This window comes from Nocardia xishanensis NBRC 101358 (assembly GCF_001613365.1).
Lineage (GTDB): Bacteria > Actinomycetota > Actinomycetes > Mycobacteriales > Mycobacteriaceae > Nocardia > Nocardia xishanensis.
In genome coordinates this window covers 58,060-83,882 of record NZ_BDCF01000008.1, presented here as the reverse complement: position 1 = coordinate 83,882, position 25,823 = coordinate 58,060, and the positions used below count along the sequence as shown (strand labels likewise).

General features: G+C 65.6%; 26 protein-coding genes and 1 pseudogene. 18 read left to right on the top strand and 9 right to left on the bottom strand.

Going from position 1 to position 25,823, the window contains the following annotated elements; genetic code table 11:
* Positions 1-40: 40 nt before the first annotated feature.
* The 5 genes from NX1_RS08420 to NX1_RS08400 all read left to right on the top strand — a co-directional run bounded on the left by NX1_RS08420 (position 41) and on the right by NX1_RS08400 (position 7,228).
* Complete coding sequence (locus tag NX1_RS08420; protein WP_068056334.1) at positions 41-1,354, top strand: metallophosphoesterase family protein; 1,314 nt, start codon at positions 41-43, stop codon at positions 1,352-1,354.
* Positions 1,354-4,515: an AAA family ATPase gene (locus NX1_RS08415; RefSeq protein WP_068056332.1), complete on the top strand. Its 3,162-nt coding sequence runs from the start codon at positions 1,354-1,356 to the stop codon at positions 4,513-4,515. Before NX1_RS08420 ends, NX1_RS08415 begins: the two co-directional genes overlap by 1 nt.
* 232 nt (positions 4,516-4,747) lie before the next feature.
* Complete coding sequence (locus tag NX1_RS08410) at positions 4,748-5,272, top strand: hypothetical protein (RefSeq protein ID WP_068056330.1); 525 nt, start codon at positions 4,748-4,750, stop codon at positions 5,270-5,272.
* Positions 5,273-5,894: 622 nt separating this feature from the next.
* Positions 5,895-6,329: an NUDIX hydrolase gene (locus NX1_RS08405; RefSeq protein ID WP_068056328.1), complete on the top strand. Its 435-nt coding sequence runs from the start codon at positions 5,895-5,897 to the stop codon at positions 6,327-6,329.
* 224 nt (positions 6,330-6,553) lie between these two features.
* Positions 6,554-7,228, top strand: a complete 675-nt coding sequence (locus tag NX1_RS08400; protein ID WP_084501242.1) for a nucleoside/nucleotide kinase family protein — start codon at positions 6,554-6,556, stop codon at positions 7,226-7,228.
* Here NX1_RS08400 and NX1_RS37820 read toward each other — a convergent pair.
* On the bottom strand, positions 7,209-7,457 hold the full coding sequence (locus NX1_RS37820) for a PfkB family carbohydrate kinase (protein WP_068056327.1): 249 nt from the start codon (positions 7,455-7,457) through the stop codon (positions 7,209-7,211). The two genes, NX1_RS08400 and NX1_RS37820, sit on opposite strands and share 20 nt — an antisense overlap.
* 198 nt (positions 7,458-7,655) lie before the next feature.
* Between NX1_RS37820 and NX1_RS37815 the strand changes: the two genes are divergently transcribed.
* Both NX1_RS37815 and NX1_RS37200 read left to right on the top strand, forming a co-directional pair.
* On the top strand, positions 7,656-8,249 hold the full coding sequence (locus tag NX1_RS37815) for a hypothetical protein (RefSeq protein WP_245668392.1): 594 nt from the start codon (positions 7,656-7,658) through the stop codon (positions 8,247-8,249).
* A 19-nt stretch (positions 8,250-8,268) separates the two neighbouring features.
* Entirely contained in the window at positions 8,269-8,844 is a 576-nt protein-coding gene (locus NX1_RS37200; RefSeq protein WP_174555469.1) for a hypothetical protein, read from the top strand.
* 647 nt (positions 8,845-9,491) lie between these two features.
* Here the strand turns inward: NX1_RS37200 and NX1_RS37195 are convergent.
* Positions 9,492-9,659, bottom strand: a complete 168-nt coding sequence (locus NX1_RS37195; RefSeq protein WP_174555468.1) for a hypothetical protein — start codon at positions 9,657-9,659, stop codon at positions 9,492-9,494.
* A gap of 172 nt (positions 9,660-9,831) precedes the next feature.
* Between NX1_RS37195 and NX1_RS37190 the strand changes: the two genes are divergently transcribed.
* The 6 genes and pseudogenes from NX1_RS37190 (at position 9,832) to NX1_RS08355 (ending at position 15,825) form a co-directional block, all read left to right on the top strand.
* Positions 9,832-10,158, top strand: a complete 327-nt coding sequence (locus NX1_RS37190) for a hypothetical protein (protein WP_174555467.1) — start codon at positions 9,832-9,834, stop codon at positions 10,156-10,158.
* Positions 10,159-10,288: 130 nt separating this feature from the next.
* Positions 10,289-10,675 carry a GFA family protein gene (locus NX1_RS08375; RefSeq protein WP_084501240.1) on the top strand — a complete coding sequence of 129 codons (387 nt, stop codon included), beginning with the start codon at positions 10,289-10,291 and terminating at the stop codon, positions 10,673-10,675.
* Positions 10,676-10,778: 103 nt separating this feature from the next.
* A complete protein-coding gene (locus tag NX1_RS08370; RefSeq protein ID WP_157119613.1) occupies positions 10,779-12,254 on the top strand; it encodes a HEPN domain-containing protein in 1,476 nt (491 codons plus the stop codon).
* Positions 12,255-12,559: 305 nt separating this feature from the next.
* Positions 12,560-13,963, top strand: coding sequence for a hypothetical protein (locus tag NX1_RS08365; protein WP_218024081.1), 1,404 nt, complete (start codon positions 12,560-12,562; stop codon positions 13,961-13,963).
* 73 nt (positions 13,964-14,036) lie between these two features.
* A pseudogene (locus NX1_RS08360) lies at positions 14,037-14,336 on the top strand (GFA family protein); the annotation flags it as partial.
* Positions 14,337-14,679: 343 nt separating this feature from the next.
* Positions 14,680-15,825: a UDP-N-acetylglucosamine--N-acetylmuramyl-(pentapeptide) pyrophosphoryl-undecaprenol N-acetylglucosamine transferase gene (locus tag NX1_RS08355; RefSeq protein WP_245668391.1), complete on the top strand. Its 1,146-nt coding sequence runs from the start codon at positions 14,680-14,682 to the stop codon at positions 15,823-15,825.
* Here NX1_RS08355 and NX1_RS08350 read toward each other — a convergent pair.
* The 3 genes from NX1_RS08350 to NX1_RS08340 are packed head-to-tail and all read right to left on the bottom strand — an operon-like array spanning position 15,822 to position 18,887.
* Entirely contained in the window at positions 15,822-16,949 is a 1,128-nt protein-coding gene (locus tag NX1_RS08350; RefSeq protein WP_068056311.1) for a DegT/DnrJ/EryC1/StrS family aminotransferase, read from the bottom strand. The two genes, NX1_RS08355 and NX1_RS08350, sit on opposite strands and share 4 nt — an antisense overlap.
* Positions 16,933-17,907, bottom strand: a complete 975-nt coding sequence (locus tag NX1_RS08345) for an ATP-grasp domain-containing protein (protein WP_068056309.1) — start codon at positions 17,905-17,907, stop codon at positions 16,933-16,935. Before NX1_RS08345 ends, NX1_RS08350 begins: the two co-directional genes overlap by 17 nt.
* The gene (locus tag NX1_RS08340) at positions 17,904-18,887 is read right to left on the bottom strand and encodes a dTDP-glucose 4,6-dehydratase (RefSeq protein WP_068056307.1); all 984 of its coding nucleotides are present in this window, start codon (positions 18,885-18,887) and stop codon (positions 17,904-17,906) included. Before NX1_RS08340 ends, NX1_RS08345 begins: the two co-directional genes overlap by 4 nt.
* Before the next feature lie 181 nt (positions 18,888-19,068).
* Between NX1_RS08340 and NX1_RS38345 the strand changes: the two genes are divergently transcribed.
* Positions 19,069-20,577, top strand: coding sequence for a peptide deformylase (locus NX1_RS38345; RefSeq protein WP_068056305.1), 1,509 nt, complete (start codon positions 19,069-19,071; stop codon positions 20,575-20,577).
* A gap of 13 nt (positions 20,578-20,590) precedes the next feature.
* On the top strand, positions 20,591-21,148 hold the full coding sequence (locus NX1_RS08330; RefSeq protein WP_084501238.1) for a GNAT family N-acetyltransferase: 558 nt from the start codon (positions 20,591-20,593) through the stop codon (positions 21,146-21,148).
* A gap of 8 nt (positions 21,149-21,156) precedes the next feature.
* Here the strand turns inward: NX1_RS08330 and NX1_RS36075 are convergent, their stop codons facing one another.
* A complete protein-coding gene (locus NX1_RS36075) occupies positions 21,157-21,351 on the bottom strand; it encodes a hypothetical protein (protein WP_157119612.1) in 195 nt (64 codons plus the stop codon).
* Between the two features lie 122 nt (positions 21,352-21,473).
* On the opposite strand from NX1_RS36075, the gene NX1_RS08325 reads away from it, so the two are divergent.
* A complete protein-coding gene (locus NX1_RS08325) occupies positions 21,474-21,896 on the top strand; it encodes a hypothetical protein (protein WP_068056304.1) in 423 nt (140 codons plus the stop codon).
* 527 nt (positions 21,897-22,423) lie between these two features.
* On the opposite strand, the gene NX1_RS08320 is transcribed toward NX1_RS08325, so the two are convergent.
* Positions 22,424-23,008: a hypothetical protein gene (locus tag NX1_RS08320; protein ID WP_068056302.1), complete on the bottom strand. Its 585-nt coding sequence runs from the start codon at positions 23,006-23,008 to the stop codon at positions 22,424-22,426.
* Positions 23,005-23,640 carry an RNA polymerase sigma factor gene (locus NX1_RS08315; protein WP_084501237.1) on the bottom strand — a complete coding sequence of 212 codons (636 nt, stop codon included), beginning with the start codon at positions 23,638-23,640 and terminating at the stop codon, positions 23,005-23,007. Before NX1_RS08315 ends, NX1_RS08320 begins: the two co-directional genes overlap by 4 nt.
* 763 nt (positions 23,641-24,403) lie before the next feature.
* Here NX1_RS08315 and NX1_RS38655 point away from each other — a divergent pair.
* Entirely contained in the window at positions 24,404-24,652 is a 249-nt protein-coding gene (locus tag NX1_RS38655) for an NUDIX domain-containing protein (protein ID WP_169812200.1), read from the top strand.
* Positions 24,618-24,806 carry an NUDIX hydrolase gene (locus tag NX1_RS36060; RefSeq protein ID WP_157119610.1) on the top strand — a complete coding sequence of 63 codons (189 nt, stop codon included), beginning with the start codon at positions 24,618-24,620 and terminating at the stop codon, positions 24,804-24,806. Before NX1_RS38655 ends, NX1_RS36060 begins: the two co-directional genes overlap by 35 nt.
* Here the strand turns inward: NX1_RS36060 and NX1_RS38800 are convergent.
* Complete coding sequence (locus tag NX1_RS38800; protein ID WP_218024080.1) at positions 24,800-25,591, bottom strand: NYN domain-containing protein; 792 nt, start codon at positions 25,589-25,591, stop codon at positions 24,800-24,802. The genes NX1_RS36060 and NX1_RS38800 overlap by 7 nt on opposite strands.
* Positions 25,592-25,823: the final 232 nt, after the last annotated feature.

The window sequence follows — 25,823 nt, the reverse complement described above, 5'->3', positions numbered from 1 at the left end:
CGCACAGTGAGCCGTCTTGCCCCTTCCCGGAGAATCTCCCGTGACCGGACGTATCTTCCACACTTCCGACTGGCATCTGGGCCGCCAGATCGGACGCCGCCGACGCGACGACGAGTTCGCCGCAGTATTGACCGAAATCGTGTCCATCGCAGAGGCTTTCGGACCCGACCTGATCGTGCACAGCGGAGACCTGTTCGACGGGTCCCGTCCGAGCCTGGACGATCTACGTCTCGCCGTGGAGACACTGCGCCTGCTCGGACGGATCGCGCCGACTGTGGTCGTGGCCGGCAACCACGACACCCGCACGGTCCTCACCTTCCTGGAGTACGTGCTCGACGTGACCGCAGTGACCGACGACCACCGGGTGAGGTTCGCCACCGACGCTCGCCCAGGCGGTCTCATGGTCGCCGAATACCCTGCCGCTGGCGGCGAACAAACCATCCGCATCGGCGCGCTGCCGTACCTGCATCCCAATCGGTTCACCTACGACCTCACCGATCCTGGCACGGCCACAACATCATTCGCTCACCAGATGCGGCATGTGCAGGACGACGTATACCGGCAGCTCGGTGCCGGCCGCGGTAGCCGCGACATCCTGATCTATGCCGCGCACCTGTTCGTGGAAGGTGCGACTCCTTCGTATTCCGAGCGTCCGATCTCTTTGAGCTCGGACTACGCGGTGGCGGCTACGGGGCTGCCGCTGGTCGACTACGGTGCGCTGGGACATATTCATAAGCCGCAACGCATCGACAGCGTCGGGTTTCCCGCGCACTACGCCGGTAGCCCGCTGCAGATGGACTTCGGCGAGACCAGAGACACCAAGAGTGTGGTGTTGGTCGAGGTCGATCCCGGCAGCGATCCCAGGATCGAACTGGTCCCGCTGCGTTCCGGCCGGCGACTGGTGAAGCTGACCGGGACATTGGACGAGATCACTCAACGCGCAGGTCGGGTCGGCGACGCCTGGGTCAAAGCGATCGTCGACACCGACAGTCCCACCACGGGGCTGTCGGAAGCCCTCGCCAAGATGCTGCCACAGGCCACGATCATCGATATCCAGGAACGTCGTGCGGGAACGACCAACCCGATCCTTGACCGTTCCGCCGCGACAGCTGAAGTGCCCAGCGTCCAAAACTTGCTGCACGACTACCTGATCGACCGCGAGGTGACCGGTCGGCACCTCGACCATGTGATGGCCGCTCTTGCCCACCTGCAGAGCGAGCCCGATCCCGCCGATCCTGCCCCGTGTTGTGAGGAGAACCTGCTCACCGCGGCCATCGACGGGCACGGCCTCGACGGCGTAGACCGGTCTGGGCTGCTGGCCGGTGTCATCACCGACGAATCGGCGGTGCGGTGATGCAGCCATTGACTCTGACAGTCAGCGGGTTCCGCAGCTACCCCACGCCGGTCACCATCGACTTCACCGGCAAGGGCCTCACCGCCGTGTTGGGTGATACCGGTGCCGGCAAGAGCAGCATCCTCGAAGCAATCACCTACGCGTTGTTCCGCGAAACAACATGGGATGGCCGCAATCTCGGCCAGCTCATCGCTGACAATTGCGATGCCATGAGTGTGGAGTTCACCTTCCGGCACGACGGACAGCGCTGGCGGGTGAGCCGCACGATGAACGCCGGCAACCCCAATGCCGGGCGCCACCACCTCACCAACCTCGACACCGGTGAGGAGGTCGACCGCGCCAAACCGGTCGACGCCCGGATCGAATCCGTCCTGGGAATGAGTTGCGAAACCTTCCTGCGCGTCGGTCTGTTACCGCAGGGCCGATTCGATCAACTTCTGACCGCTCCCCGCAAGGAGCGCACCGCCCGCCTTCGGGAGCTGTTCGGCGCGGATTCGTTGACCGAGGCGCGTCGACTCGCCGAGAAGCAGAAAGAACGACTCGACGGCCTGATCGGGCAGGCCCAGATCAAGCGCAAGGCGATGCCGGAGAATCCGGCACAGGCCGCGCATGAGGCCGGGACGCTGGCGGCATTGTTCGAAACGCGAGCCGAGTATCTGACCGACACCATCGACACGATGTCGGAACTGCGCGAACAGATCACGATGTCACAGCAGGCCACCGTTCGGACAACCGACGCGGTCCGGCGACTCCGCGATCACGCCGCCACGAATCCCATAGCAGCCCTCGACGACCTGCAACCCATCGCGGATCAGCTCGACGCCGAGGCGAAGGCGCTCAACGCTCGCACGAGCGAAGCGACGACGCTGGAGTCCGATCTAGCAGACCGGATCACCGCCCGCGAGGAGGCGGGGGAAGGGCTCGACGCACTCGGCAAGGCCACGGTCACGATCGACGGTCTGGCCGCCCGCGCGCAGGAACACCGCAACGCCCGCGCCGCATCCGACGAACGCACTCGTCAGCTCGACACGGAGAGCGAACAGATCGCCACCGCCGAAACAGAACTCGCTGATCGCCTGGAGCAGACCACGGTCCTCACCGCAGCCGCTGACGACGCGGAACGCAGAGCCGAGTCGATCCACGAGCATGCAGGAACCCTGCGTACCAGAATCTCCCAGGCGGTTGCTGCCGCGCTGCGCGCAGCGGAAACCGCCCGCGCGCACGGCGATGCGCAGGATCGACTGGGGGAGTTGGAACAGACCGCTGCCGAGCTGACTGCAGGGGAGTCCAGCGCGGCCGAGGTCCTCGCTGTCGCCGCCGCCGTGGTCGCCACCGTGACCCGGCGGAATCAGGTCGCCGCGATCGCCATCGACCTACACCCCGGCGACGACTGCCCGGTGTGTCACCATCAGCTCCCGGCGTCCTTCACTCCGGACACAGCGGACACGGCGACCGAATTGCGCGGAGCGAAGGCCGCACACCAGGACGCCCGGAGCGAGCACACGCGACTGACCAACGAAAGCGCCCGAGTGCGGGCCACAGCAGCCCTCACCCGGGATCAGATGAATCAGCTGCAACAGAACCTCGAGACCGCGCGCAAAGACGCCAGCAGCGCCACTGATATCGCCGGCCGACTGTTGGTTGAATTCGCTTCCACCGCCGATACCTTCGATGTCGACGCCGCCACGACGAGTCTCGTGTCCGCGACAACCACATTGTCCGGGCCGGGAACCGACACCGATCCCGACCAGCTGACGGCTGACATTGCGGCCGCGGTGGCTCGTTGCGAACGAGCTGCCGACGAACACGCCCGATCGCAGCGCAATCGGGTTCACCGCCACACCGCGACTATCGACGCCGAGCGCGACGCCTTGGGCAATCGCAAGGACCGGCACGAGGAAGCCCTGCGCGCCGCCGCCGCCGAGTCGGAGCGAATCACGGCGGCTCTCGAACGAACCGCGGCCGACATCGACGCACTGCCGAGCCACGTCCGCGTGCTCCTGCCCGCTGAGATCGGCGATATCGGGCCCGAGCAGACAACCGCGGCAGCGGCGACGATCGCGGACAGTCTGTCGCAGGTGCGGCAGCTCGCCCGGCGGCGAGACGATGCCCGCCGGGAAATCAACGAAACCCTTTCCAAGCAAAGGACTCTCGACCAGGCGATCCGCACCCAGATCGACACTCCATTGGCCGAGCTGTACCGAGGACTGCGCATGTGGGAGGACACCGCCGCCGCTACTCTCACCGAGCACCACCTCGACCATCGGGTTCCGGACCGACCGGCGAAACAGGACGTCACCGGTGTCCGGGCATTTGCTGTCGCGTTGGCACAGATCACCGCCACCGTGACTCGCGAGCTGACCGAAATCAGTACCGGGCACCAGCACGCCACCGAGACCGCCACCACGAAGTTGCGTGAGGTCGCCGGCGCGCTCGGCGATATCGACGGGTTCGACCTGTCGGCTGATCTGACGACTCCGAACGCGTTGCATCCGTTGGTCGCAGCCAAAACGACCGCGAGCCGACAAGCCCAGGAACTGCGCATCGCCGAATCGGCCGCGCACGCTCAAGTGCGGCCCGCCGCCGACCTCGACTTCGCCATCGCCGCGGGAACAGCCCGGCGTGACGCGGTCGAGGTACTGCGAGTCCATCTCGTCGATGCCAAATTCCTCAGCCACCTCATCACCCACAACACCCGTGCGCTGCTGGGTATAGCCAGCGACCTGCTGGGCAAGCTGACCGGCGACCAATTCGGCTTCGCCGAGAATTTCGACATCGTCAGCCGCGGAAGCGGTATGGCGCACAGCGCGGGCCGACTCTCCGGTGGCGAGAAATTCCTCGCGTCTCTGGCCTTGGCATTGTCTCTCGCGGAACTGCACTCGCGCAGCGGCCCCCGCCTCGGCTCACTGTTCCTCGATGAAGGCTTCGCCACCCTCGACACCGATGCCCTCGATTCGGCCCTGGACGTCCTTCGTACCCAGGCCGGCAGCGACCGCCTCGTCATGGTCGTCAGCCACCTCCACGCCGTTGCCGAAGCAGTCGACGACGTCCTATGGGTTCGACGCGAGACCACCGGATCCACCGCGCATTGGCTCACCGACAACGAACGAGACGAACTAGTGAATTCGGACTTGGCCAGCGGCCTCCAGGCACTTATGTAACCCATCCCTGCAGGCCGAAACTGCAAGCGCTACGGCCCACTTCGGACCACACCGGACGGCGCCGTCGAAGCCCTCAATGACGTCTTACGGTACACCGACTGCTGATGGACGGCTCTGTGGTTGATTTCGGCCAGCGAGAAGGAATCAGTGCCGCATCGAACCTCCAAGAAGCCCTGACCTCGAACCGGTCAAACTCTTGACCGGTCAAACTTTTCACCGATAGTCTGGCGACATGGTGACCGACAACGACCGCGACAAGGTATTGGAACACCTCGACGTCGCCGTGGAGCAGTGGCAATTCGCCGATGATGAGCTGGTGGAGGTGATGGCATATGCGCTGCAGCACGGCGTGACCCGCAACGAAGTCGCACGCCGGGTGCCCATGTTTTCCCGACCTACCGTCCTGTCGGTGCTGTCGCTGATCGACCGCAAGGACAAGGTCAACCAGATCCTTGCCGATGCCGGGGTCGCCGTCCTCACCTCCGACGACACGGAGCAAGTTTGGGTGCACACCGTCAGCAAACCGAGGCGCGGGCTCACGATCCAGCACGACTCGAACAACCTCGACGACGGCGAACCTGGAACTCCCGGGCGCGCGGCCGCCGCCGAGCGCGTTGCAGCCAAGGTCGTGCCGACGCTTTACGACGCCGGATTCGAAATGGTCTCGGGGAAAACCCGGCTCACCCGCACCGACGCGGCCGTAGCGTTCGCCGACCCGGACGCGGTGCTCTGGATCAAGGAAGCCCCGAAGCCCTGACCGCGCTGCACCACGACCCGACAATCTGACTACGAAGGGGGACACCACGATGCCCAAGAAGACCGTCGACTGCGTCGAAGCGGTCCGCGCGATGTGGCCCAACGACGACTTCACCAGGGTAACTGGCTCAACGACGTACAAGACCAGTTCGACGCAACACCCATCAACGACGTCGTCATAGTGCTGCACGCCGAACTGGCACAACCCCTGCGCGGCCACCAGCTCGGAGCCTGGATGTGTCGAGATCGCCTACCGAATGCTGTCAGCACACGACAGACTGATCGCGCTGTGCCCAGCAAGTCCAACCGACGCCCGCCCTGGAATGGTGCGCGCTCCGAAAACAGTTCGACTCGACACCGATCAGCGACGTCGTGGTCCTACGACAGCCCAGACAGAGCCCGTAACACACCGATCCAGTATCGTCGCCATTGCGAAAACATCTGGAACGCAGTCTATTTGACGACAGCGCCGGTACCCTGGCGCCAGGGTGAACATATTGGGTCCGCTACCAGACTGCCTGGCTGGAGACGGCCGTACGTGCCATCCGGGGCTGCGCTCGGTCTGGCCGCTCGTTCATTCCGCGCCATCGTGATCTCATGATCCGCAGAAAGGATTGCGCCTGATGCCCGAGAAGGTCGTCAAGGAGAAGGTCCTGGTCTACGTCGTTCGCGACGGCAAGCTGCTGGTGTTCCGGCACACCGACTACTCGTGGGAGGAAGTCGGGATCCAGGTGCCCGCCGGCAGCATTCGCGCCGGGGAAACACCCGAGGATGCGGCGCTGCGCGAAGCGCGGGAGGAGACCGGGCTGTCGGACTTCAAGATCGTAGGCAAGCTCGGAGAAGCCGAGTACGACATCAGCCCCTATCGGTTCGAGATCCAGCACCGGCACTTCTTCGAGCTGGAGTTGTGCCAGGACGCGCCGGACCGGTGGGCGAGCCAGGAAGACCACGACGGCCAGGGGGAGCCGACACGGTTCGAATGCTTCTGGATTCCGCTCGAAGCCGCCCACGTCCTGCAATCGGGACAGGGCGTTCTGCTCGGCAGCCTCGCCGACTGAGCCAGACCAAGCCACCGATTCCAGTTGGGAGTGAGAGCCCCGTGAACGGGGACAACCAGCACAGCCGCAACACCCTCACCGCTGCGACGGTTCGCTCCCACCTAGCGCTCGCCCTCGGCACCGACCACCCCCTGTGAACGCCATTCTGCGGAACGCGGGTGCGAGGCGCGCGGTTGGTACCGTGGTCGCACCACTGATTCGACTCACGTGCAAAGGATTCCGTGATGCGTGCAGGTAGCGAAGTCTCCGTGACCGAGCTCGCGGTATGGGTGTCGGCGCGCGTCCCCGGTGAGCGCCGCTACGTCTTGGGCATCGCCGGTCCACCGGCGGCGGGCAAGTCGACACTGTCGCAGAATCTGGCCGCGTCCATTACCACCGCATGCGGGATCGGCGCGGAGATCGCTCCGATGGACGGGTTTCACAAGACTTCGGCCGAGTTGGACGCTGTCGGCGCACGGCACCGCAAGGGGCAGCCCGACACCTTCGATGTGGCCGGGTTCGTCAACCGGCTGAAGTTGCTGCGCGAAGCCCCGCTCGGCGCGCGTGTGGGCTGGCCGATCTATGACCGCGAACTGCATGATCCGGTGCCGGACGCCATCACTTTCGCCGATGAACGGATTGCGGTGGTTGAGGGGAACTATCTGCTGCTCGACCATCCTGGATGGGCAGAGGTCCGCAGCCATCTGGATGAGGTGTGGTACCTCGATGCCGAGGAGGGTGTGATCGAGCAGCGGCTGACCGGTCGGCATCTGCTCGGGGGCAAGACCGCCGAGCAGGCGCAGTCCAAGATCGCCGACAGCGATATGCCCAACGCCCGCTTGATTGCGCACACTCGCGACCGCGCCGGTGTCGTGCTGCGCGGAACGCCCGGGAGTTACCTCATCTGCGAAGTTCGCTGACGCTGTCGGCCCAGCGGCGGGTGCCGAATGATTGGCACGAGAGCGTGGCAATCGCGGACCCGCGGGTGAGGGCACCGACGAAGTCATGGCTGTGGCCGTAGGAGGCGCAGAACGCGCCGTGGAGGATGTGTCCGGCGCCGAGGGTATCGGCGCGGGTGACCGGGGTGACGTCGATGGCACCGCGTCGGCCGTCGGCGGTGTACAGAATCGGTTCCGGTCCGCGTGTCACGGCCGCATGCTTCGGTCCGGTCGCTCGCAGGTAGTCCAGCAGCGTGCACCGTCACCGTCGAAGCCGGGCGGTGCGAAGGCGGACGAGCAGATCGCGACATCGACCAGAGGTAGGAGCTGGTCGTGGACCGGCTTCCATCGGCCTGCATCAAGGACGACCGGCACCCCGATCCTGATGGCGTAACGTGCGATTCCGATCGTGAGCTCGGGATGGTGGCCGTCGACGAGCACCCCAGATGCCTGGTCGACGTACCTGGTGAGCTCGGTCGTGAATGGGGCGTGGATCCGGGCGGCGTCGAGCCCGACGACGGTGCGGGACTGCGCTTCCAGCGCGACCACGGCGGTGTTTCGGCAGGCCAACCTGCGCTGCGAACGGGTGTTGCTGACGGGGCACGAGCGGGAGGTTCCACGGTTGGCGCGGGTGGCGGAGGTGCGGGGGAAGGTGCCGTATGCGACTCCACATTCCGGGCGGCATTCGATGGCCCTGTACATGCTGATCGTGCTGAACGAGTTGATGGACAAGAAGTATGGGCTCAGTGCGGCGGACCGCCGCGACTTTGCTCAGCTCTACGGCGACCCGTGGTGGCTGGTGAAGACGTTGCTCGGACACCGGGACGTGGAAGTGACCAAAGAGCACTACCTCGCCCCTGTGATGCACCTGCAACTGGAATCGCTCCTGTCCTTCGACACCGGCCAGAACATGCAGCGCGAGGCGGACGAATCGACGAATCTTGATGACCTGTTGCCCGTTTGGCGAAGGAGACGGCCCGGATTCAGGACGTTGACGTCCTGATCGACGCGGGGACACGAGCGTGAGCGGGCGGGGGCACAAGGCGGTCCTGCCGCCGCCGGATTTCCAGGCGACCCAGCGGATCGCCGAGCAGGGCGTGCAAGTCATGGTGCTCAACAAGGAGGGCTTCGTCCGTGTCTTCGACTTCGCGGCGATGCCGGTGCCCGAGGCGATGCAGCATTCGCTGGCAAGGGTTTTCGCGGAGCAATCGCTGAGCTGGAACAGTCACAGCAGCGGCGAGTCCTACTGGAGATCGCTGCTGACGTTCGCTCGATTCCTGACGGCGCAAGGCCACCCCGCGCCGGATCTCGCTGATCTGACCGCGGCCACGCTGCGGCTCTGGCGCAACAACCACATGGGCACTCCCGGCGGCCGGGAGGCGTTGGCCAAGGTCCGGACACTTCTACAGCGAGATCCGACCCTAACCCACGGCGCGGCGGCCGAAGAGCTGGCTCGTCGCGTCTCCATGAAGGGCGCACCCTCGAAGCGGTCCTACGAGGCGTCGGAGCGTGAGGTTGTGATGAAGGCGGCCGGACGACAGTTCCGGTCGGCGTTGTTGCGGATTCGGGCGAACATGATTGTCCTGTCACGCTTTTAGGCAGGTGAGCTGGACGAAGGAAGCCGCGAGTGGCAGCTCGGGCAAATCCTCGAACATGTCGCCGCTACGGGCGACATCCCATGAGTCGGGACCAATCAGGTTGTTTCCTTGCGAGACAGGGACATTCTGGGTGGGCTGAGTCACGACATGACGTGGGGCAGACTTTTGCTGACACGTCAAGAACTGACCGCGTTGGCGGTCCTGATGACGGACCAATATGGCTGGAACCTATCGGTATTCGACCGGCTACATGTCCCGGCCACCACGGCGTCGGCGGGCGAAGTTAGCGCGGTGACCTACACCGTTCGGGTCGAGAAGCGCCGCACGGGCCCAGGTCGATGGTTTTCCGAGGAGAACTACACCGACTCCGGAGTCGGATCGCCCGGCAGACTGATCACCCAGGCATTGGAAGCCACTCAGCACGGCAGGCCCTGGCCGCCTGCCTCACCCCTGGCACAGACTTTCTGATGGTCGCGCGCCGGTTCCTGACCTCCACTGTCGAAACGAATCTCGACCGGCCTCGACCAGACGGGCCACTGTGCTTCGGGGTGGCCAAGTCCGACGGGACGATCTGGGCGAAATCGCACAACATCGGCTCACCGTTCCAACGCACTCGCCGAACGACCGTCGCACAGAAGCGGCAGCCCCTACAGCACAGCTGAGGCACCCACGAAAGCGTATACGTCCTGCCAGACAAGAACGTTCAGAGAGCCGCAGAACAGATCATCGCCACCGGTGCCGCGGCAGCGATGCAGCAGGCGCGCGACGTCACCTTCCAGGGGAGCCTGACCGTGGTCGCCGACGGTGATCACCACGAGACGGCGACCGTGGACTGCGTGGACGAGGCGTCGAGTCCGTGGCCCGCGCCCATGGGGGCTGTGGAGCGGATTTCCTGCTGTGCCTCGCTTGTGAGAACGCCCGCGTCCACAGCGGTCACCATCCGCGCCTGGCGCTGCTGCACCGCAACCTGCTGGCAATGCGATCGTCGTGGCCCGGAAACTGTGGCACCAGCGATGGGATGACAGTTTCCAGCGACTCGCCGACCTACGTACCAAAGTCAACGAGATCACCTGGGATGCGGCTCTGGCCCGCGCCACCGACCGCGACCGCATGATCAGCCACCTGCTCAAAAGGAGAACTCGCTCCGTGACCACGGCCCTCGCCGCCGAGCCCGATCCGTTCATCCTTCCCATGCCCGGCCCGGACACTCTGGTCGTGCAGAACCGATGGATCAGCCAGAACAACTTCAAGCCGAACTCCCGCTACCGCGACGACATCTGGAGCCTGGGGCCGCTGACTGACAACCCACCCTGATGCGGAGGCGGCCACATCTAGTATCAACGAAGTCTGAAGCGACAAGCACTGCGGCCGAGGGAGTGGTCTCGCCGACGAGCATCACGCGCCCATTCGGCCTTCCCGTCCAGACACGACTACATGAAAGGATATGTGCACCATGCGCGTTGGAGGCTGCCTGTGCGGCAACATCCGGTATCAGGCATCGGGTGACCTCTCGTTCCCCCACCTTTGTTCGTGTATCCACTGCCAGAAACTGTCTGGTGCCCCCGTGATGTCGTGGGTCGACTTTCCCCGGGAAGGTTTCGAGTGGACCGGGCCGGGCGGAGAGCCGGTCTGGTACAACACCTTTCCCGATTCCCAGCGTGGCTTCTGCGACGTGTGTGGAAGTTCGGTGGCCGCCCAGGACGACGGCGACGCGAAACTGGTCGGCGTCACGATGATGAGCCTCGATGATCACGCCGGTTTGGTGCCCGAGCGGCAGAGTTTCCGCCCCAATGCCGTCCCGTGGCTGCCGATCGTCGGCGCACAGGACTGACCGTGTCACCTCCGAGCGCGGTGGCTGAGTGTGTCTCCGTAACAGTTTCGGTCGGCTATTCGAAACCACGGCCAGAAGCTGCTCACGCCCACCGAGGAGTTCGTTGAACGAGTTCGAGTCGACCGCCAAGGCATTCGTAACAGTCTGCTTCGAAAGATTGCGAGCAGAAGGAGCGATCCCGACGTCTACCTCCCACAGACATCTCCAGGCCGGCCTCGACTTCGAAATCTCCCCAATCGAGAAGCTTCCGGAGTATGCGCGGCTCGCGGAATCGGTGATTTCGGCGGCGCCTGACGGCATGCGCGATAGCTACCAGGGTTCCGGCGGGCCGGAGTTCGCGGCCTCGTTGCTGCTGACGAGTTTTCTCGAGTTGTGCGTGCGGGAGTGTTCCTTCGCGAACACCTACGATCCGAACGGTCCGCAAGTGGCTGCTGCCATCGCGCAGTTGATCCAGGTGGTGTCCGGAGAGCCCTACGACATGGTGCTGGCACGCCACGTCTCTCATCTCGTACCGGATTCAGGGCGTGAGATCGAGATCAACGGCGTCACCATCGTTCCCGACGGGCGCACGCATATGACGCTGCGCATCTTGACGGAGATCCCTGACGCCGATCACGCCTGGAAACGGCGCCTTTCCAAGCCGTATCGGCCCCCGCACGCCTTGTTGATCGTCCGCGAACAGATCTCCGGCGTCGACTACTTCGGCGTTGGTAGCCTGGCGCGGACGCTGGACCGGTTCCAGCTCGGCGTCTGCCTTCTTACCGGAGCCAACGTGCAAGGCATGTATCAGGTATTCGGACCGAGCTCCAAGATTGCCACCCAACCGGCTTCTCTTAACCTTCTGGCCCGGAACAGCGACGTTACGACGACGCGGCGAACGGCACGACTCGACGGAACGGAAGGCCCTGCGATCACCGCCCTGACCGCGCTGGTCGCGGAGGCTGAATCAAAGACCGGCGGTCCGGATGTCTGGCTCAGCTCTTTCAGGGAAGCACTCAAGAAGTTCGTGAACTTCGACGACACAACAGGATTCGGCGAACAGATCGTAGATCTCGCCACCTCATTGGAGGGACTGGCACTCGGGACGAACGAGGGAGAGGGCTTGACGCTTCGGTTGTGTACCCGTGTTACCGCTCTGCTTGCGCACGACGATGACCCCGCCGCAGTGCTTTTCGAGGATCTGAAGCAGCTTTATAGCCTGAGATCGAGCATCGTCCACGGTGGGGAAGTGTCGGTGAAGTCCCTCAACGGGAAGCTGCGAGCGATGGAGTGCGTGCCCAGCGAGAACGACGAGGAGAATACCCTGGTCCGGCTTGGGTACGCCGTCGACCGGCTGCGGGATATCGTGCGACGCACCGTCCTTGCCCGCATTTGTTTGGCCAGCGGGGACGAGCCTCCCTGGCCGTTCAAAGAGAAGGGTAAAGAGGGCATGGTCAAGGTCGACGCCGAACTGTCCGACGACGCCACCCGGGCGATCTGGCGGGCCTATTGGCGCGACATGCTGGAGTCACTGGGCGCTGGCGTCGCGGCCGCGAGGTCTGAACCTCCGGTGTACTCGCTCACCGCCGACGACCGCTGAGCACTCGGTCGTCGATCTTGTGACACGCAGCTGTCCGGGGGTTCCGTCAGCACGACGACGATGAAAAACACTCGCGCTGTGGCCGGCCACGCCTCCAGAGCTGCATTCGTGGTGCCGAGGCTGCGAAAACAGTGACAACGCGTACCGGCGCAGCTGTGTCTTCGATCGGTCGACGCGGAAAGCCCTGCCGCGGAGGCACCTTCCGTGGGAATCCATCACTTTACGATCTAGGTCGACGCGATCAGTGCGTACTACGGAGCAATTCCTGGCTCTTCCGAGAGTCACGACAGAGAGGACCGTTGGCGGTGAGTGATGTGGAGCATTTGCTGACTCAGGTGCGCACTCCGGATGTGCGGCCGCTGGTCGGTGAGGCGTGGATCTGCTACTCCGCGGGCGCAGTCCGAGCAAGCATCGCTGCGACGTGGAGTGCGGTGACCACCGACATCATCGGGAAGCTGATCGAGCTGGCCGATGGCGACGACGGCAAGGCGAAGCTGTTCTCGGCGAAAGTGGTTGCAGCGCAGTCGAAAGGGATCAGCACCGACGGCGTGAAGCAGATGCAGCAGATCGAGAACGAGCTGCTCGACACCGCGGTCGAGTTCGAGCTTATCGACTCGGTCGGGAAGCGGGAGCTGGAGCGTATCCGTGAGGACCGCAACCTGTGTGTTCACCCCTCGCTCCGGCCATTCGGGGATGTTTACGAACCTCGGCCGGAGCAGGCACGAGCCCACCTGGCGATCGCCTTGACGACGCTTCTGATTCACCCGCCGACGCAGGGCCGCAAAGCGATTGATGCCTATCTCGACTACACCTGCGACCCCATGTTCGCTCCCGAGTCGGTCTCCCACATCCAGGCCGTGTTCTTCGACCGGTTACGTGCCGCAACCCGCAAGGGAATCGCCAAACTCGCAGCCAAACATGCTCTGCTGGAAGTCGACCCTGGTGAACGGTTCCCCTCAACGCAAAAGTACGCGGATCGATCCGCAGTGGTGCTGTCAGCATTCGCGCAGCGGGATCCAACCCTGGTTCGGACCGTCGTCGCCGAGCAACGCGACAAGTTCGACAACCTCGACGGCGCCGCGCAACTGCGAGCGCTTGGTCGGCTCGGCGCCGAGGACTTCTTCTGGGATCTCGTCGACGGCCCGCTCACCGATCGACTCACGAACCTGCTGAACGTGCCGACTCCGCCCGGCCCCCTGGATTCAGATCTGACAGCCGGGCTAGCGATGGTAGGCAACAGCCAGGCACGAAGGCGACTGCCAGTGCTGGAGCGACGGTTCGACGAGATGAACTGGTACAGCAAGCTTTATCTCATCGACCTCAGGCCGGCCGAGTTCTACGTACCGACTCTGATCGAACTCTTGCGTGAGGCACCGTCCTTCCGGGACGCCGAGCCTGTCGGTCAGCTCGTTGTGGCTCATGCGAACTGGCTGCGACCGGACACGTTGCGTCACGCGCTGCAGGCGTGGGCGGCCAACGACCAATGCCTGAAGGCCGCCCAGATGCCACAGATCGCGACCGAGCTGTTCGAAAGTACCCGTCATCTTGGCACCGACCAACAGGTCGCGTTCCTGGAGTTCCTGGCAGCGGCGCAGCAGAAGGCACCCGACCCAGAGGACTACTACCGGTACCCGGCGCTGACGGTGGCGATGAATGCGGCCGGAGTTCTCCCAACGGCAGCAAATGGAACACCAGCGTCGTCGGGGTAGGCGAATTTCCCAGACCGGATCCTGTTGTTGGCGTTACCTTTGAACAGAAGCACTTGACGGGGAAGTCTGTTCTTGTCCGCACTGCCAGAAGTTGTCCGGTGGGCCGGTGATGTCGTGGGTCGACTTCCCGCGTGCCGGGTTCAAGTGGACAGGGCCGGGCGGAGAAGCGGTCTGGTATAACACTTTTCCCGATTCCCAGCGTGGCTTCTGCGGTGTCTGCGGGAGTTCTGCCGCGGCCCAGGACGACGGGGACGCAGAACTGGTCGGCGTCACGATGATGAGCCTCGATCAGCACTCAGATTTGACGCCCGAGCGGCAGAGTTTCCGCCCCAACGCCGTCTCGTGGCTTCCGATCGTCGGCGCCCAGGACTGAAGCCGGGCAGCGCTATCGAAGCCAAGGCCTCGTCGACAGCACTCGACGATCGGCCGGTTCCGGTCAGAGGGCCTGTGCGACTTCTGCGGCGATGGCCTGCTTCGGCGGGGTCGGTGGAGTTCGGCTGTTTGTTGCTCGAGCTGTGTGATTCGGCGTTGGAGTTCGTCGACGTCGGTCGGTGCGCCGAGTCCGGACTCGCGCCATGCCTGTTCGCCGAGCATTTCGGACTGGTCTGTGCTCGCCAGCCCCCACCCCGGCGTCGACCCGCACAGCCGCTCGCAGGAACATGCACAGTGATGGCAGACTCGTGCGCGTTGTTGGCCGGACAGGGAAGGCGGGCGTCGTGCGGGTAGCGATCGCGGGTGGTGGTACTGGTGGGCATGTGTTTCCCGCGCTCGCGGTGGCGCGCGACCTGCGCACTGGGGACGGTCCGGCGCAGGTGCTGTGGCTCGGGCAGGCGGATTCGCTCGAGCAGCGGACCGCGGTCGGCGACGGCATCGACTTCACCTCGGTCGTTGTGGGCAAGCTGCGTCGTGAACGGAACCCGCTGCGGATGTTCAACCGCGCCAATGTCACCGACATGGCGCGCGTGCCGGTCGGGGTAGCCCAGGCCGTTCGGCGGCTGCGCGCCTTCGCCCCTGACGCTGTGTTGACCACCGGCGGATACGTCGCCGTGCCGGTCGGTGTGGCCGCTGGCCTCCTGCGCATTCCGCTGGTCACCCATGAGCAGACCGTCGGGCTCGGTCTGGCCAACAGAGTGCTGGCGCGGGCCGCGACCGCGGTGGCGGTGACGTCGGAGGCGACTGTCGCGGTGCTGCCGCCGCGCGCCGCCGCGCGCGCGGTGGTCACCGGCAATCCGGTCCGCGAGTCCGTGCTCGCCGGCAGCGGCCCTGCTGCGCTGGAGCGGTTCGGCGGCGGGTTCGACCACCGGCTGCCGACCGTGCTGGTCACCGGCGGCGCCCAAGGCGCTCACCAGATCAACATCGCCATCGCTGAATCGCTCGAGGCACTGCTGGCCCAGGCCAACGTGATCCATCAGGCCGGTGCCGCGGATCTGTCGGTGTTGCAAGACGTGGCGGCGGCGCTGCCCGGCGAGCTGGCCGGGCACTACAGCGTCGTCGATTTCGTCGACGGCTCTGGGATGGCCGATGCGCTGGCGTTGGCCGAGGTCGTGGTGTGCCGTGCCGGGGCCGGCACGATCGCCGAGCTGACCGCGCTGGGCAAGCCCGCGGTGCTGATCCCGCTGGCGTCCTCGGCCGGTGGCGAGCAGGCGCGCGCGGCGCGGCTGCTCGAGCAGGCCGGGGCCGCGATCACGGTGTCGGGCACGGTGACCGGGCAGACCGTCAGCGCGGCGGTCGGCAGACTGCTGGCCGATCCGGACGCTTGTGCCCAGCTGGGCAAGGCCGCCCGCGAGCTCGGGCGCCCAGATGCTGGAGCGCGGCTGGCCGCGCTGGTGCGCGCCGTCGCCGCGCGCGAACCGATCGGCTAGCCGCAAGGGGCGAGCGCGGCGGCTAGGGCGTCGACGACGGTGGTGACATCGACCTCGGTCATCGCGGGGTGAAACGGCAACGACAACAGCCGCGGCGCACTGGCCTCGGTGTCGGGCAGGCGGCGGTACCAGCGCTCGAAAGCGGGCTGAGTGTGGTTGGGCGGGTAGTGAACCCCGACCCCGATGCCCGCCGCCTTCATCCGCACGAACACCTCGTCGCGGTCGTCGACGCGGACGACCAGGTTGAACGGAACCGTGTTGTCGATATCGACGTCGACGAGCTCCACGCCCTCGAGGGCGGCGAGCGCGCGGGCGTAGCTGCGCCACAGCGCGGTTCGCAGGGCCACGACATCGTCGAAGTGGGCCAGCTGGACGCGGCCGACAGCGGCGTGGACGGCGGACAGGTGATAAGGCAGTCCGTATCCGTCGACGCGGTAGTCGGTGGTGCGGATGCGGGCCAGCTGGTTGGCGCGGATGCCCAGCGTGCGCATGGTGCGCAGGCGCTCGGCCTCGCGGCGGTTGCGGGCCACGATCGCACCACCTTCCAGGCAGGTGAGGTTCTTGATCGGGCCGAACGAGAAGCAGGTGAGCTGGCCGGTCGCGCCGACGCGGCGGCCATCGCGGTGGCGAGAGCCGAAGGCGTGGGCTGCGTCTTCGACCACGGCGATCTCCCGATCCGCCAGCCGGAGTTCGGTCAGGTCGACCGCGCGGCCGCCGTAGAACACCGGCAGCACCGCGCGAGTGTTGACGGTGATCGCGGCCTCGACGGTTTCGCCGGTGACGCACTGGGTGGCGGGGTCGATGTCGGCGAAGCGTGGTACGCCACCGGCGGCGCGGATGGCGTGGATGGTGGCGCAGAACGTCTGGGAGGGGACCACGACTTCGTCGCCGCGCCCGATGCCGACCGCCATCAACGCCATGTGCAGGGCCGCGGTGCCGCGATGGGTCGTCACTACGTCGGCGACGCCGAGGTAGTCGGCCAGTTCCTGCTCGAAGACCTCGGTTTCGGTGTTGTGCCCGTACTGCCCGGCGGCCAGCGCGCCGGTGAGCGCGTCGGTTTCGGGACCGTGCAGGTACGGGGCGGCGTTACGGGCGACTGCCGGGGTGTCAGTGGGTGCGAGCATCACGGTCTCCTGTGGTGACGGCGAGGGTGTCGACGTATTTGGTGAGGGTGACCCCGGGGCGGTAGGCGAGCTGGTCGTAGTCGATCGGCCCGCCGAGCAGGGCAGCGAGGTATTGGCCGGTCAGATCGGCGCCGGCGGCTTCGGCGGCCAGAAACGCACCGGCGGGGCGGGCGTTGACCTCGGTGATCTGCGGCCCGGCATCGGTGGCGAATCCCTGCACGCAGCACCACCCGCGGATGCCGACCGCGGCCAGGGTGGCGCGCACCAGCGCGTCGGTGTCGGGGTCGGTGAAGGTGCGGGTCACGATCGACAGCCCGCCCTTGGTCAGCAGCCGCCACCGCAGCACGACACCGGCGCGGCCGTCGTCGCCGACGAGGCAGTCCGCGGTGAATTCGGTTCCGGTGAGCCGGGTTTGCACGATCGGGTCCTCGATCAGCAGGCATGCCGCGCGCGCCCGGTTCCGGCCCCGGCATTCCAGGACTCCACGCGAGCCCTGGCCGGTGCGGGGTTTGACGACGAACTCCCCGTCGGCGGGCGCGTCGTCGAGTTGTTCGGGCAGCCACGTCGCCGGGTGCGCGACGGCCGCGCCGGCGAGCGCTTGGGCGAAGACCGCCTTGTCCCGGCAGGCGGCGGCCGCGCGGTGCGTCGGCAGCCAGGTCCGTGCGCCCACCGCGGCCAGGTCATCGGCGAGACGGATCAGGGCGGGCAGCTCGGATTCCACGGTCGGGGCCACCGCATCGACGGCCTCGGTGTCGCACAGTTTCACCAGCGATTCCCCGTAGCGGGGATCGGTGACGTGCGGGCACAACCGCGGTTCGATCCCGTCGATCAGCAGCCCGTTGGCCAGCGGGTCGGCGTCGACGCCGATCACCGTGGCGCCGAGCTGGTGCAGACGCCGCGCCAGGTCGAAGCCGGGCTGGCCACCGATACCGGTGACCAGCACCCGCGCCCCGCTCACCGCCGGACCCCGGCGTCGGTTCGGGCCAGCATCGGGGCCCACATGTCGGCGTTGGCCCGGTACCAGGCGATGGTCTCGGCCAGCCCGTCGGCGATGCTGCGCTGAGGCCGGTAACCCAGGCTGGCGATCTTGTCCCAGGTCATCGCGTAGCGGCGGTCGTTGCAGCGGCGATCGGGCACCCGGATCACGCGATCCCAGTCCGCGCCCATCGCGGCCAGGATCAGCCCGGTGAGCGCTTCGTTGGTCAGATCCGTGCCGCCGCCGAGGTTGTAGACCTCCCCGGGGATGCCGTGGCGGCGCACCAGGTCCAGGCCCGCGCAGTTGTCGGCGACGTGCAGCCAGTTCCGCACGTGCTGGCCGTCGCCGTGCAGCACGATCTTGGCGCCGTGCAGCAGCGCGGTGATGTGGGCGGGGATGATCTTCTCCGGGTGCTGGTGCGGGCCGTAGTTGTTCGACGAGCGGGTCACGCACACCGGCACGCTGTGAGTGCGGTGGTAGGACAAGGCGATCAGGTCTGCGGCAGCCTTGCTCGCCGCGTACGGCACCGTCGGCGCCAGCGGCGCGTCCTCGCTCGCGGCGCCGTCGAGCACCGGCCCGTACACCTCGTCGGTGGACACGTGCACCACCTTGGCGATCCCGTGCCGGAGCGCGGCATCGAGAATCGTCTGGGTGCCGGCCACGTTCGTGGCGATGAACCGGGCCGCCTGGGCGAAGGAGTGATCGACGTGCGATTCCGCGGCCAGGTGGACGATTTCGTCATGATCGGCGACCAACTCGTCCACCAGGGCGGTGTCACCGATCTCGCCGGGAACCAGGCGGAGTCGCGGCGAGAGCATCGCGGTGCCGAGGTTTTCCGCGTGCCCGGCGTAGGTGAGGGCGTCGAGCACGGTGACCTGCTCGGCGTCGTCGTGGTCGAGTAGATGGCGGACGTAGTGCGAGCCGATGAAACCCGCACCGCCGGTCACCAGAATCCTGCTCATGGTGTGCCTCCCCGAACTCGATCGGCCCAGCGAACTCACCCGGATCGGTCAACCGGTGTCGGTCGGATTGGGCTGCTGGTGTTCCATTTCCCCACGGATGCAGGGTGTTTCGGGAGTGTGGGCGCATACTCACGGGGTACTCACGCACACGCACACCCCGGCGAACAGGAGCACCGCGACAGTGACCCCGGCCGATAACTCGCCCGCCCACGATGCCGCGGCGCAGGTCAACGTCTTCGCACTCGAGCTGCGCCGCTGGCGCGATGTCCGCGGCCTGTCGCGTCGGGCGCTGGCCGCCAAACTGGGCTACAGCCGCCCGTATGTGTCCAAGATCGAGTCCGGCACCGAGAAACCGTCGAGGGAATTCGCCGCCTGCGCCGAATCGACCCTGCAAGCCGGCGGGGCGCTGCGCGCCGCCTTCGCCGAGTTCAACGCCACCCGCCCCACAACCACCCGCCCAACCCCCATCGCCGACCCCGCCGACACGCCCGGATCGCTGGTGGTCGACCACGACGACGCGAGCCTGTCCTTCGACGGACACACCTACCGGCTCCGTCAACGGCGCCGCCTGATCAACGGCGGCGCCGAACCGATCACCCGCTACCTGATCAGGATCTCCGTCGATCGCTATCCCGGCGACCCCGAACGATCCAACCAGCTCTACCAGGAACACCCACTGACCTGGGACGAGATCGACCTGCACGCCTGGCACGGCGAACACCGCGCCGAGCCCATGGCCTGGACCGCCCACCACGACCGCGATGCGTTCAAGGAAGTGTGGCTCGAGTTCAGCGAACTCGGCGGCGGCCGCCATTTCCCGCTCTACCCCGGCCACGCCTGCTGGATCGAATACGAGTACACCGTCTCAGCGACCCACTGGGGCAACTGGTTTCAGCGCGCAGTCCGCCTGCCCACCAACCGGCTGTCGGTGCGGTTGGACTTCCCCGCTTCGCTGGAACCCTCGGTCTGGGGGCTCCAGACCTCGATGGCGGCCGAGGGCCAACCATTCCCCACGCCCATCACCCATCACGCCGAGCAGGACCGCCACATCTACGCCTGGTCCACCGACGACCCGCCCCTGCACGCGCGCTACCGCCTCGAATGGGACTTCCGCGGCCGCAACGACGACGAACGCACCCCACCGAGCAAAGTCATGGCCGGCCTCGGCATCGCCCAAGAAGGTGACGAGATCCTGCGCCAGATCGCGCGCCCGTTCGACCTGCCGACCGAAGCCGAAGACGCCCGCCGTGTCGTCGCCGAACTGAATTCGGCCGCCGAACGTGTAGCCCAGGCACACGTGTTCGGCAAGGGAATGGGCATCGCCGCACCCCAGATCGGGATCAGCCGTGCCGCAGCGATCGTGCGCACCCCCACCGGGGGCACCATCACCCTGTTCAACCCCCGCATCGTCGAAACCAGCGGTGAAGACGAGCAATACGAAGGGTGCTTGAGCTTCTTCGACCTGCGCGGGCGGGTACCGCGACCACTGACGATCCACGTCGAACACACCGACATCAACGGCACCACCCGGATCACCGTGTTCGATCGCGGTCTCGCGCGCCTGGTCGCCCACGAAGTCGACCACCTCCACGGACAGCTCTACCTCGACCACATGAAACCCGGCGTCGAACCCATCTCCGTCGAGCAGTACCGAGGCACCGGCACGAACTGGACCTACTCGCACGAATAGCGAGGTCGACCATATGGCGGAGATGTTCCCGAAATCCAGTTGCGCGTGCGGAGTCACCACATCAACATCGGGGCCCATGACCAAGGCTGACCACCTGATCGTGCGAACGTTGCGACCACACGACGAGGAGGCCTTCCTCGAACTACGGGCGGCGATCGTTAACGACGGCACTGCCTTCGCCAAGGACTACCAGCCCGGTATCGCCTGGCCGGACTACCTGCTCGTCCAGGACAACGCGCGCGCAGGCGTCGGCTTGGCGGCAGGTGCAGTGCCCTACACCTTCCTCGTCGCCGACCTCGGCGGCGTGCTGGTGGGTAGCAGCGATATCCGCCACCGGCTGACCGAGAAACTGACACGGTGGGGTGGGCACATCGGCTACATCGTCGATCCCCGTCACCGCCAGCGCGGGTACGGAACCGAGATTCTGCGCCAAACACTATGTCTGGCAGTCGGTCTCGGCATTCGTCCCGCCCTCACTTGTCGGGCCGACAATGCCGGATCACGCGGGGTCATCCACGCCTGTGGCGGTGTCGTGTCGGCCCAGACCCACGACGGCATCTGCTCCTACTAGATCTGACCTTAGTTGCCGGGGCTGGCCGACGACCGGGGATTCCCTGCCGCATCCGCGGCCGCGCTCGCGGCGGTCAGCGCCAACTCGCTGTCCTGGTCGGCTGTCCGCGCCGGCATGCAGGAGTTGGGGCCGCCGTCGACCACGGTGATCGACGTGCCGACCACCACGCCCGCCGAACTGGAGCAGCGAGCGGGGTTGAGCACGGTTGATCAGTGGCGCAAGGCTATTCGAGCTCCAGTAGGAAGGCAGTTGACGCGCGGGTGATCGCATTCGGGCTCGAGCCGATCGCGACCGGCAAGGCGTGACCGCATGGCAGTCTCTGTCCATGGGGAAATCAACACTGCTCATCGATGTCCTGGGGTTCCCGCACCGCTGCGACCGGTGCGGAAGCGAACAACAATGGGTGTGGGCCGTCGAAGCGCGCGCGCTCGGACGAGACGGCATGGTCGAAGCGGTCGCGACCGACCAAGAACTCCCCGTGCACATCGCACGCAGCGTACTGACGGCCGCCGGCCGACCCGACGTGGCGACGCTACTGGGGCAACGGCGTGAGCGCGGACGCAGCTTCAACCCGAACATCTGCGCGAACTGCGGGCACCAGGAGTGCTGGCACTCCCTCGAAAGCGTTGTCGTCGCGGGCGCTCACGCAGTCCATGCTCCGATCGCCAGCGCACCCCATCCCGTACCGGAATGGCGCCAGCTCATGGCGTCGCTGCGCAACTACGAATGCTGGTACGTCGGCCGATGACACGGCCTGGGCCGAGTGCCTCGACGGTTCCAAGCCGGAACTACCGACTCCTACGGGCGGGATTCGACCGTTCGACAACGGCCTGGGATTCCTCCCGTACGCGAATGCAGTGCACCATCGCGATCGCCGCGAGCATTTCCACGAATACATCGCCTCTGGACCCGTTTCGATCGGGTACGCCACCGATGCTGGTGCCGGACTGCATTTCTCCGTCACCGAACTCGTGGCTGCGGTCAGCGATCCGAAAGGTGCTGGCGCATAAAAGGTCTCACGCGGGCCGGATGGCCAGGTCGTGCCCGAGTACCGCGTCGCTTTCGTGAAGTGCGCCGACGCGCTAGTCCGGGCTGGGGGTGTGCTCGCGATTCCTGTCGCACTGTTCACGCGGGATCCGCCTCGACGTGCTGCGGCGATGGAATTGGCTCGGGGGCAGACGATTCCGCATGCGCGGCGCCGGTGATGAGGGGCCAGTTCGGGTGAACGTTTCGTGGTGACCGCGGTGTCGATGCCACGGTCACCACGCGTCGTTTTCACCCGTAGGCGACCCACCCGCCGGTGTCCATGTTTGTTGCGTGCTTTTTCGCCATCGAGATGCGGGCGAGGATGTCCTCGAGCGGCAGGTCCAGGGTCGCGGCAAGTAGCCGCATGGCCTGAAGCATGGTGGTGCTGTCGAGTTCGTGATCGATGAGGATTTGGTCGAGAACCATCGCGCTGATCACTTGCTCGCGTGTGAGGAACTTTCCGGGCAGCCAACTCAGGATCCATCGTTGGCCATGGATACCGTCGGCGAGCCTGGCGGCGAACAAGGCCGAGCTGGGGTTGGTGATCCGCAGCGCCGTGACATCCAAGGACTCGGCGTAGGCGATGATGAGTGCGCGGACGTGGGGGTCAACGATGCCGGGTGTCAGAGCGATGTCGATGCAATCCGCGGTCTGTCTCTGGTTGCCCAGATATGGCTCGGTAGCTGCGCTGATCCGGCGTTTGAGTTCAGCCAGATCGTCAGCGTCATCGTAGTGATAGGCCGGGTTCTGCTCGGTCAGGTAACTGTCGAGTTCGCGGAATGCCTGCCGGATGGAGATGGAGCTCGGTGTTGTCCTTTCCGCTTCGATGGTCATGCTGATGCCTCTCCTCGGCCCTTTGGGGCCAATGACGTTGTAGGGCCGCCTGTTTCGGCGGGGTCGAACGCGATGCGGTGGTCACCGCGATGGACCATCGCCTGGATCTTCTTGCGTGCTCTGCTCTTGTGTGAATGCACCGTGGAGACCGTTCTGCCGAGGATTTGGGCGATCTCGCTGTCGGACCGGCCTTCGTCCCAGGCCAGCAGGGCGACGCGGTATTCGGTCTCGGTCAGGTTGTGCATCAACGCCTCTCGGAAGTGTTCGAGTTCGTCGTTGCTGAGGACTCGCTCCTCGGGGGTTCGCATGTCGATCGAGCGGGCGAACATCGGGATCGCACTGTCGAGGTGCTCGAAGGTCGAGACGGTACCGCGGGTGTCGCGACGCCAGGCGTCCTTGATGCGGCAGCTTGCGATGCGCATGATCAACTTTTCGATTCGACTCTCCTCGCGGCCCAGGAAGTCCCGGTCGTACTGTTGCCAGACTGCGAAGAAGACCTGTTGGACGATGTCATGAGCTCGATCGGTGTCACCACGGAAAGACTTCATGGCGTAGCGAAAGACTCTCGGGGCGTAGCGTTTAACGATCCGGTAGTACTTGTCCTCCTCGGAGGAGGGATTGCGATCTGTCATCGAGACGGCATCTTTCGGGGTGAGGTCGGAGCGGAGACAGACGAGCAGCGACGCTGAGGAGAACCATTACCGACCTTCACCGTGATCGTCCACGAGGTCCCAGCAGAGCGGCGCGAGCTGCACACAACCGAGCTGCCGCAAGGTGTGTGGCGGATGATCGTGCGAAGCATCAAGCGCTGTTGCCAGTCTCGGAGCCAGCCGACTAGCTGATACAAGATGGCAGAGATCATCGGAACGAACGCAGAGCACCAGGCGATCTGGTCGGCAACATCGTGCCAGTTCTCACGAGCCTGCATCAGGATCATGCCCCGTAGTCGTGTGGAGTTCCCTCGATCTTGAGGTCCCGCCAGATTTCACGACCAAAGCCAACCTGACCACCCGGGGCAGGAGTACGCTCCGTCGACGTCACCGACACCCGCGGTGATGCACAACGCGTGGGATTTTCCCTGCTCGCGACACTCAAACCTACCGACTCACCCCGCACCCCTGACCCCACCACGGCACCGCTGGAGGACACCATGGGCAACACCGGCGACTCGGTGGAAGCCGACATGCTGCGCATCGGCCAACGCCTCGCCGACATCGCGCAAAATCGTGTCTCACCCACGGCCACGACGCATTCGACCACCAGCGCTACACCGAAACCCAGAAGCTTGCCGCTGAGCTACTGGCAACGGTCAGCGGCCGATCACCGCAGCAGCTGGCGGCGATCCTCGCTGCCGAGACCGGCTACAGCACCCCCAAGGTCGATGTCCGAGCCGGTGTGTTCGACGCCCTCGGCCGCATCCTGCTGATCCAGGACCGCCAAGACCAGCGGTGGGCACCACCCGGGGGATGGTGCGACGCGGGCGAATCCACCGCCCAGGCCGTCGAGAAGGAAGTGCGAGAAGAAGCGGGCCTTGTCGTGCGTGCCCGCAAGCTCGTCGCCGCACTGGACCGCGACATCCAAGGACACCAGCCGCGGCTGCTGTTCAGCGTTGAAGATGTACTTCCTATGCGATGTCGTCGATGACAGCGGCACCCCAGACCCGCTGGAAACCCTCGACATCGGCTGGTTTCGAATCGATCAGCTGCCTCCCTTGTCGACTACGCGCATCCTGGAAAGCCAGATCAGTATGATGCACCAGCACTGGCTGCACCCTGATCAGCACACCGTGTTCTACTGATTGCTCCCGCGTTTCGGGGCGCGGCGCTCCGGCAGCGGTTGGAGCCTAGGCATGGGGCTTGTTGCGGATGTAGGTGACTTTCGGTTTGCCGTTGCCGGGGCTACGTTTCCGAATCTCGAACAGAGCGCTTGCTTTGACGAAATCCCCGAATTTGCTGGGCCCGTAGCTTTTCGCTGTGATGCCGTGATGGGTTTTGAGGACATCTCCCACGGCGCCGAGGTGAGCCCATCCGTCGCCGTCGGCCGCGTGGTCGACCGCGGCGCGTAGCGCGCGGCGATGACATTCGGGTCGAGCTGGAGTGGGTCCGGTGCAGCGCCGTTCGTCGGAGTGGGCTGACGATTAGCTGGTCGGGGGTTTTGCGGGTGGCGGTTGTGAGTTCGATGATGTCGGTGAACTGGTGGCATGCGGTGATGAACGGTTTCGGGGTTTTGGCCTCGCCGAATCCGTAGACGCGGCAACCCGGATTCACGGATACGCATCGCTAGTCCGGTGAAGTCGGCGTCGCTGGTCACCAGGACGAACGAGGCGACGTTGCCGGTGTGGAGCAGATCCATCGCGTCCACGGTCATGGCGAGATCGGTCGAGTTCTTGCCGGTGGTCCAGTTCGGGTGGTGCATGGGTCGGATCGAGTAGGCGAGCATCGGCGCGCGCCATCCGCTCAGGTGTGGTCGGCTCCAGTCTCCGTAGGCGCGTTTGATGTGGGCGATACCGTAGCAGTCGACCGCTTTGAGCACGGCGCCGATTCTCGTGGGCGATGCGTTGTCGGCGTCGATCAGCACGGCCACGGTGCCACGTTCGCCCATCGTGAACCCGGGCGGTGGGGAGTCGCACTCGCGCGGTCGTGTCGGATCGCCGGTCAGTCGCCGACCGAGGGTGATGAGTAGGCGTCCGGCGGCTGTTCGAAAGTCTCTGTGATGAGTTGCTGTTCGATGCTCCCCGGATGCCATTGCTGCACAGTGCCGCCCGCATCGGCTCCCGGCGTGCATCGTCGCAGCCCCGGGGTGATTGCCCGTTGGG

Bases quoted from the DNA above. Each gene is read 5' to 3' on its own strand.
- NX1_RS08375 (WP_084501240.1), top strand. From the start codon at position 10,289: ATGTGCACCATGCGCGTTGGAGGCTGCCTGTGCGGCAACATCCGGTAT.
- NX1_RS08410 (WP_068056330.1), top strand. From the start codon at position 4,748: ATGGTGACCGACAACGACCGCGACAAGGTATTGGAACACCTCGACGTC.
- NX1_RS08320 (WP_068056302.1), bottom strand. From the start codon at position 23,008: ATGACCATCGAAGCGGAAAGGACAACACCGAGCTCCATCTCCATCCGG.
- NX1_RS08350 (WP_068056311.1), bottom strand. From the start codon at position 16,949: ATGCTCGCACCCACTGACACCCCGGCAGTCGCCCGTAACGCCGCCCCG.
- NX1_RS08315 (WP_084501237.1), bottom strand. From the start codon at position 23,640: ATGACAGATCGCAATCCCTCCTCCGAGGAGGACAAGTACTACCGGATC.
- NX1_RS08415 (WP_068056332.1), top strand. From the start codon at position 1,354: ATGCAGCCATTGACTCTGACAGTCAGCGGGTTCCGCAGCTACCCCACG.
- NX1_RS08405 (WP_068056328.1), top strand. From the start codon at position 5,895: ATGCCCGAGAAGGTCGTCAAGGAGAAGGTCCTGGTCTACGTCGTTCGC.
- NX1_RS08330 (WP_084501238.1), top strand. From the start codon at position 20,591: ATGGCGGAGATGTTCCCGAAATCCAGTTGCGCGTGCGGAGTCACCACA.
- NX1_RS08400 (WP_084501242.1), top strand. From the start codon at position 6,554: ATGCGTGCAGGTAGCGAAGTCTCCGTGACCGAGCTCGCGGTATGGGTG.
- NX1_RS08325 (WP_068056304.1), top strand. From the start codon at position 21,474: ATGGGGAAATCAACACTGCTCATCGATGTCCTGGGGTTCCCGCACCGC.
- NX1_RS08340 (WP_068056307.1), bottom strand. From the start codon at position 18,887: ATGAGCAGGATTCTGGTGACCGGCGGTGCGGGTTTCATCGGCTCGCAC.